General features: G+C 71.0%; 8 protein-coding genes and 4 pseudogenes. 7 read left to right on the forward strand and 5 right to left on the reverse strand.

The genetic code is table 11. The features are described from left to right. Positions 1–697, forward strand: a pseudogene (locus AC08OJ_RS17975) (hypothetical protein); the annotation flags it as partial. A gap of 23 nt (positions 698–720) precedes the next feature. Here the strand turns inward: AC08OJ_RS17975 and AC08OJ_RS17980 are convergent. The 3 genes from AC08OJ_RS17980 to AC08OJ_RS17990 are packed head-to-tail and all read right to left on the reverse strand — an operon-like array spanning position 721 to position 1,289. Continuing rightward, complete coding sequence (locus AC08OJ_RS17980) at positions 721–846, reverse strand: hypothetical protein (protein ID WP_476596345.1); 126 nt, start codon at positions 844–846, stop codon at positions 721–723. Between the two features lie 3 nt (positions 847–849). Continuing rightward, positions 850–1,032, reverse strand: coding sequence for a hypothetical protein (locus AC08OJ_RS17985; protein ID WP_476594369.1), 183 nt, complete (start codon positions 1,030–1,032; stop codon positions 850–852). Next, the gene (locus AC08OJ_RS17990) at positions 1,029–1,289 is read right to left on the reverse strand and encodes a toxin-antitoxin system HicB family antitoxin (protein ID WP_035911300.1); all 261 of its coding nucleotides are present in this window, start codon (positions 1,287–1,289) and stop codon (positions 1,029–1,031) included. Before AC08OJ_RS17990 ends, AC08OJ_RS17985 begins: the two co-directional genes overlap by 4 nt. Positions 1,290–1,533: 244 nt before the next feature. Between AC08OJ_RS17990 and AC08OJ_RS17995 the strand changes: the two genes are divergently transcribed. After that, complete coding sequence (locus AC08OJ_RS17995; protein ID WP_476596346.1) at positions 1,534–2,424, forward strand: pirin family protein; 891 nt, start codon at positions 1,534–1,536, stop codon at positions 2,422–2,424. Between the two features lie 72 nt (positions 2,425–2,496). On the opposite strand, the gene AC08OJ_RS18000 is transcribed toward AC08OJ_RS17995, so the two are convergent. Both AC08OJ_RS18000 and AC08OJ_RS18005 read right to left on the reverse strand, forming a co-directional pair. Further along, positions 2,497–2,625 carry a hypothetical protein gene (locus tag AC08OJ_RS18000; protein ID WP_476594372.1) on the reverse strand — a complete coding sequence of 43 codons (129 nt, stop codon included), beginning with the start codon at positions 2,623–2,625 and terminating at the stop codon, positions 2,497–2,499. A gap of 10 nt (positions 2,626–2,635) precedes the next feature. Further along, positions 2,636–2,926, reverse strand: a pseudogene (locus AC08OJ_RS18005) (DsbA family protein); the annotation flags it as partial. Here AC08OJ_RS18005 and AC08OJ_RS18010 point away from each other — a divergent pair. The 5 genes and pseudogenes from AC08OJ_RS18010 to AC08OJ_RS18030 all read left to right on the forward strand — a co-directional run. Further along, positions 2,925–3,587, forward strand: a complete 663-nt coding sequence (locus tag AC08OJ_RS18010) for a 5-oxoprolinase subunit PxpA (protein ID WP_476596347.1) — start codon at positions 2,925–2,927, stop codon at positions 3,585–3,587. The pseudogene AC08OJ_RS18005 and the gene AC08OJ_RS18010 overlap by 2 nt on opposite strands. After that, entirely contained in the window at positions 3,554–3,880 is a 327-nt protein-coding gene (locus AC08OJ_RS18015) for a LamB/YcsF family protein (RefSeq protein WP_476594366.1), read from the forward strand. Before AC08OJ_RS18010 ends, AC08OJ_RS18015 begins: the two co-directional genes overlap by 34 nt. Continuing rightward, entirely contained in the window at positions 3,880–4,638 is a 759-nt protein-coding gene (locus AC08OJ_RS18020; RefSeq protein WP_476596348.1) for a 5-oxoprolinase subunit B family protein, read from the forward strand. The genes AC08OJ_RS18015 and AC08OJ_RS18020 overlap by 1 nt, the downstream gene beginning before the upstream one ends. 24 nt (positions 4,639–4,662) lie before the next feature. Then, positions 4,663–5,521, forward strand: a pseudogene (locus tag AC08OJ_RS18025) (5-oxoprolinase subunit C family protein). 78 nt (positions 5,522–5,599) lie between these two features. Next, positions 5,600–6,008: pseudogene (locus AC08OJ_RS18030) on the forward strand (hypothetical protein); the annotation flags it as partial.

The following is a 6,008-nucleotide window of genomic DNA, read 5'->3' on the forward strand; positions in this document are numbered from 1 at the left end:
GGCGGAGAAGGAATACGGGCGACGCTACTTCCTCGACCTCACGTCAACCTTCGCCGGCGAATCGATGGTGCAGGTCTGGTGGGGACGTAGCCTGCTCGGCCAGCTGCCACCGATCGCGCTCGCGGCTCGACCGGAGCACGGACCGCGGGTGGTTCTTCTCGGCGGTCGTGCCTGGAAGGTGAATCATGTCGACTGGCGGAGAAGACGAGTCCAGGTCGAACCGAGCCACTACCCAGGCCGGTCCCGGCGGGCCGCCGACGCGTTGGACAAGCTCGGCGCACAGCATTCCTTTGTCACTTTCAGTGACGAGCCGGGCGAACGCACCTACCTCACCCGCGACACCGAGAAGCGGCCGATCTGGTGGACATTTGCCGGGTTCGCGGCCAATTCGGCCCTCGCCTCGGGGCTCGGCGAGCTGGTTGACGCTGACGCGCCGGTCGGCGATCTCAGGCTGCGGCTTTGCCCGCACGTCAACTCCGCCGCGCTACGGACAATGCTCGATGTTCGATGTTACGACCTCGTTGACGTTCTTCCGGCCATCGATGTCGAGGCTGCCGATGGGCTCAAGTTCTCCGCGGCGATTCCCCTCGAACTCGCGATCGAGACGCTAGCCGCACGCCTCACCGATCCATCCGCCGTCCACGCGACGCTGAAGGCAATCATCCGGGAAGAGGCTGCGCCTCCGTCTGGGGGATAGTAGATGCCGGGGTTGCCGTGAGGTCAACGTTCGGGCGTAGCCAAGATCTTGAACAGCATGGTGTTGGCGGTGGTGAGCGTCTGGACGTCGACCCGGCGCAGGCATTCACCCAGGGCGGCCTTGGCCACGAACGTGACCAGGCCCATCACGGCTCACTGCCCCTCCCCCAGGTCGACGCAGAACCCCTCGTCGGTGGCGTGCTCCACGACCAGGGCGACCAGCACGGTCGGCTCGTCGGCGATCTCGTTGTAGACCGTGGAGCTGAGGACCAGCACCGCCTGCGGCGCCGGCCCGATGCCCGCGGTCCAGATCTCACCACGCCGCGGTGGCCTCACCCGGCGGCGTCGGCGAGATTGGGCAGCCCCGACACCGCGAGAGCCCGCTGGTTGGCCTCCCCGAAGGCGAGGGCCGCACCGGCCACCGCCGGGTCGGCCCGCACCCAGGCCCCATGCGCGGCGCAGCGCCGGCGCATGTCCTCGGCGTCAAGCACGCCCTCGACCCAGGCGTTCATCGAGGTGTGCTCGGCCTCGGCGTACCGCTTGACCGCCTCGTAGGCCTCATCCGAGAGCCGGAGCGTGATCGTGCGCGACATGCGCAACATGCTAGCAAGATCTGAATGCTAGCAAGATCTGACAGCAGTATCCGCCACAGCGCGGAACGCATGGTCGCACTATCCGGTCACCAAAATCGACATATTATATGTCCATTCATGTGATTCCGTTGCTCTAACCGGCGGGTCATCTGCCTGGGCGGGACGCGAGCCGTGGAATGTCCGTGGCCCCGACGACGCTGGACTGCGCAGGCATCGTCCTGCCTACCGTGAAGGAGGGTTCACCATGAGGGCCACGCCGTCCTCCCCCGGGTCGTCCACCCCACCGACCGCGGTCCCTTCTACCGCCACACCCCCCTCCGCGGGTCCGCGCCCGCGGCCACAGCCACAGCCGCGGATCGACATTCGCCGGGCGGACGACAGAGCGGCGACGCGCGTCGGCTGGCTCGACTCCCACCATTCCTTCTCGTTCGGCCATCACTACGATCCGTCGAATACCCACCACGGTCTGCTGCTGATGAACAACGACGACACGGTCGCTGCCGGGACCGGGTTCGAGACCCATCCGCACCGGGACATGGAGATCGTCACCTGGGTCCTGCGCGGATCGCTCGTGCACCAGGACTCCACCGGCTACTCCGGCGTCATCTACCCGGGACTCGCGCAGCGGATGAGCGCCGGTCGCGGGATCCTGCACTCGGAGAAGAACGACTCCTGGCGTCTCGACGGCGGCGGGGAGCCGCATGACGAGCCGGTGCATTTCGTCCAGATGTGGGTCGCACCGGACCGCCGGGGCATCGACCCCGGCTACGAGCAGCTGGAGATCGACGACGAGCTGCTACGCGGCGGCCTGGTACCGGTGGCGTCCGGGATGGCCAGGCACCGCGGGCAGAGCGCGATCACGATCAGAAACCGGTTCGCGGCCCTGTGCGCCGCCCGGCTCAGCCCCGGTCGGGACATCAGGCTTCCCGAGGCTCCCTACCTGCACCTGTTCGTGGCGCAGGGCGAGGTGACGCTGGAGGGGACGGGTGTGCTGCGCGCCGGGGACGCGGTCCGGTTCACCGCGACCGGCGGTCAGCGGGTCAGCGCCTCGGCTCCCGCCGAGATCCTGGTCTGGGAGATGCACGCCGATCTGGCCGACCTGGCCGACCTGTCCGACCTATCCGGTCTGGCATGATCGCGCGGCAGCCGAATTGTGGGGAGCCAGGCACGGTCCAGGGACCGCAGACCGTGCTCAGGTCCCCCAAATTCACCGGCCGACGGCCAGCCGGTCCTGATGGGCGAAGAGCTGGTCGTGCATCTCCCAGAACCGCCCGGGCGCCCCGGCGGCCTCCGCAGCCAGCGCCGCGGTAAGCGCGTAGGGATGGACGTCGAACACCGGAGAAGTGCCGGAAGACCAGCCGGGCCTGCCCCTGCGAGGTCTCGGTGAACTCGTACAGGACGGGAGCCGCCCGGGCGCAGTACGGGCATTCGAAGTCGGCATACTCGACGACGACGACCGGGGCGTCGGCCGGCCCGCGGGAATGGCGGAACGGGCCGATCGGCACCGCGGGAGCGGCGGTCCCGGTCAGGGTGGATCCGGCCAGGTCACGATTATGACCACCCCGTCGCGCCCCCACCCGCCACCGTGCCGACGGGGGCGGATCGCCAGTGCCGAGGTGGTGAACAATTGGCAGCATGGGCGACCAGCGAGATCCCGGCAGGCGGGAGCGACCTCGGCCGGACTGGGCGACCACCGGGGCGGCCGATCCGCCGAACCCGGCCGAGCCACCGCCTCCCGCCGGACAGGCACATCCCGCCAGACAGGCACATCCCGCCGAACAGGCACATCCCGCCGCACCACCGCCTCCGGCGGATCCGCCGCGTCCCCTCGATCTCAACGCCGACCTTGGCGAGGGTTTCGGGGTCTGGCGCCTCACCGAGGATGAAGCCCTGCTCGACCTGGTCACCAGCGCCAACATCGCCTGCGGGTTCCACGCCGGTGACCCCGCGACAATGCGGCGGACGTGCGAGCAGGCGGTCCGCCGCGGAGTCCGCATCGGCGCCCAGGTCAGCTACCGCGACCTCGCCGGCTTCGGTCGCCGCCGCATCGACATGGACCCCGACGATCTACGTGACGACGTCCTTTATCAGCTCGGCGCGCTGGACGCCTTCGCCCGGACGGCCGGCGACCGGGTCCGCTACGTCAAGCTGCACGGCGCCCTCTACAACGCCATCGTCACCGACGAGGAGCAGGCGCAGGCCGTCGTCGAGGTCATCCGCTGCTACGACGCGACGCTGCCGGTCCTGGGCCTGCCCGGATCGGCGTGGTTGCGCGGCGCGCGAGCGAGGCCGGCCTGACCGCGGTCGGCGAGGCGTTCGCCGACCACGCCTACACGGCCGCGGGCACTCTGGTCTCCCGGCGCACGGCCGACGCCGTCCTGCACGATCCCGACGTCGTCGTCGCGCGCGGCGTGCGGATGGCGGTCAAGGGCGTGGTCGTCAGCCGGCAGGGCACACCGGTGGACGTCGGCGCCCGCTCTCTCTGCGTGCACGGGGACACGGCGGGCGCGGTCGAGCTGGTCAGACGGCTACGCCAGGCCCTGCTCGACGCGGGTGTCCCCCCTGATCCCGTTCAGCTGAGAGGATCGTGATGCGCATCCTGCCCTGCGGCGACGAGGCACTGCTCGTCGAGGTGGCCGGCCTGGCCGAGGCCGAGGCCCTCTACGCGCGGCTGCGGCGGATCGCCCCGGTCGGGATCATCCAACTGGTTCCCGCGGCGCGGACGGTGCTGGTCGCGTTCGATCCCGCGGCGACCGACGCCGGGCGCCTGAGCGCCGCCCTGCTGCGCGCCGCCGGGGCTCAGCCCGGCACGCCCGGTCCCGCGCCGCAGACCGGCCTCGCGCCGCAGACCGGTCCCGATTCCTCGTCCGGCCCCGGGCCGCAGGCCGGTCCCCCGCTCAACCGGGACGTCGTGACGATACCGGTGCGCTACGACGGCCCCGATCTGGCCGAGGTCGCCCGGCTCAGCGGACTGACTCCGGCGCAGGTCGTGGACCGGCACGTACGTGGCGGGCACCGGGTCACGTTCTGTGGCTTCGCTCCCGGCTTCGCCTACATCGCGGGCCTCGACCCGGCGCTGCGCGTGCCACGCCGGGACAGCCCGCGCACCCGGGTCCCCGCGGGCGCGGTCGCCATCGCCGACGAGTTCAGCGGCGTCTACCCGCGGACCTCGCCCGGCGGATGGCGGCTGATTGGCCATACCGACCTGCGGGTCTTCGATCCCGGCCGGGAGCCGCCCGCCGTGCTGGCCCCGGGCACGCGGGTGCGGTTCATCGCCATCACCATCGCCATCGCCATCACCATCGCCGACGCCATCGCCGACGCCGACGCTGCCCGGTCGGTGTCGTGATCGAAATATCATGATCAAGATTTCATGATCGAAATCGTCGCACCAGACCCGTTCGCCACGGTCCAGGATCTCGGCCGGCCAGGGCTCGCGCACCTGGGCATCACCCGGTCCGGCGCTGCCGACCGTCGCAGTCTGTTGCTGGCGAACCGGCTCGTCGGCAACGTCGCGACCGCGGCGGCGGTCGAGCTCACCTACGGCGGCCTCATCGCACGGTTCACGGATCCGGCGCTGATCGCGCTGACCGGCGCGCCGTGCCCGCTGGAACTCGCCGGTCGCCAGATCAGCATGTACTCCCCGGTGGACGTGCCCGCCGGCGCGCTGCTGCGGATCGGGGCACCCGATCGGGGCCTGCGCACCTACCTCGGAATTCGCGGGGGGATCGGTGTCCCGCCGGTGCTCGGCTCACGATCGAGTGACACCCTCTCCGGGATCGGTCCGCAACCGCTGACCGCCGGTCGGCAGCTGCCGCCGGCGGCCGACAGCGCGGACCCGCCGACCGTCGACCTCGCCCCGCTCGCCCAGTACCCGGACGAACCGACCCTGCGGGTCCTCGCCGGCCCCCGCGACGACTGGTTCACCGCGGACGCGCTGCCCACGCTGTTCTCCGCGTCCTATGAGGTGACGGCACAGAGCGACCGGGTCGACGTGCGGCTCGTCGGACCGGCGCCGGATCACCGCGGAGCTACCCTCGGAGGCCTTCGTCACCGGGGGGATCCAGATCCCCCCGGACGGGCGGCCGGTCCTCTTCCTCGTCGACCATCCGGTCACCAGGGGTTATCCCATGCTGGGCGTCGTTGCGTCCGAGGATCTGCACCTGGCCGCGCAATGCCGGCCCGGCCAGCGCATCCGGTTCCGGCCTTACCACGGCTGGACCACAAGATGACAGGCGAGGAGCGCCACCCGCGAAATTCGTTATCTTTGCTCGTATTGCTCCCGGGGGGGGAAGACCCGAGGAGGCCTTATGGGTTCGGTTCGATTCACGACCGTCATCGCCGCCGCGTCCGTGGCCGCCCTCGCAGCGGCGCTCACCACGGCCTGCCAGGCGTTTCCCGCCAGCAAGGCAGCGTCGGCGACGCCGTCTACGGGAGCCCGGGCCGACCAGGAGATCACGATCGCCGCGACTCCCATCCCGCCGCACCCGTCCGGGGCGGCGCACACGGAGCTTACCGCGGGGCCGTTCGCCCAACCGACCACGCAGCCGCACCCGGAACCGGTCGCGGAGCCGGCGAGGACATCGCCGACGGCGTCGTCCGGCCTGTCCACGGCCACGGCCACGGCCCCGCTACCGCCACGGACCGACGAACCGCCCGCGGGCCTGCCGGACGATGCCCGCCTGCCGGTTCCGGTGCAGGCGCCCCTCGTCGCACCGG

The sequence above is a fragment of the Frankia sp. CgKIO3 genome, assembly GCF_977946435.1.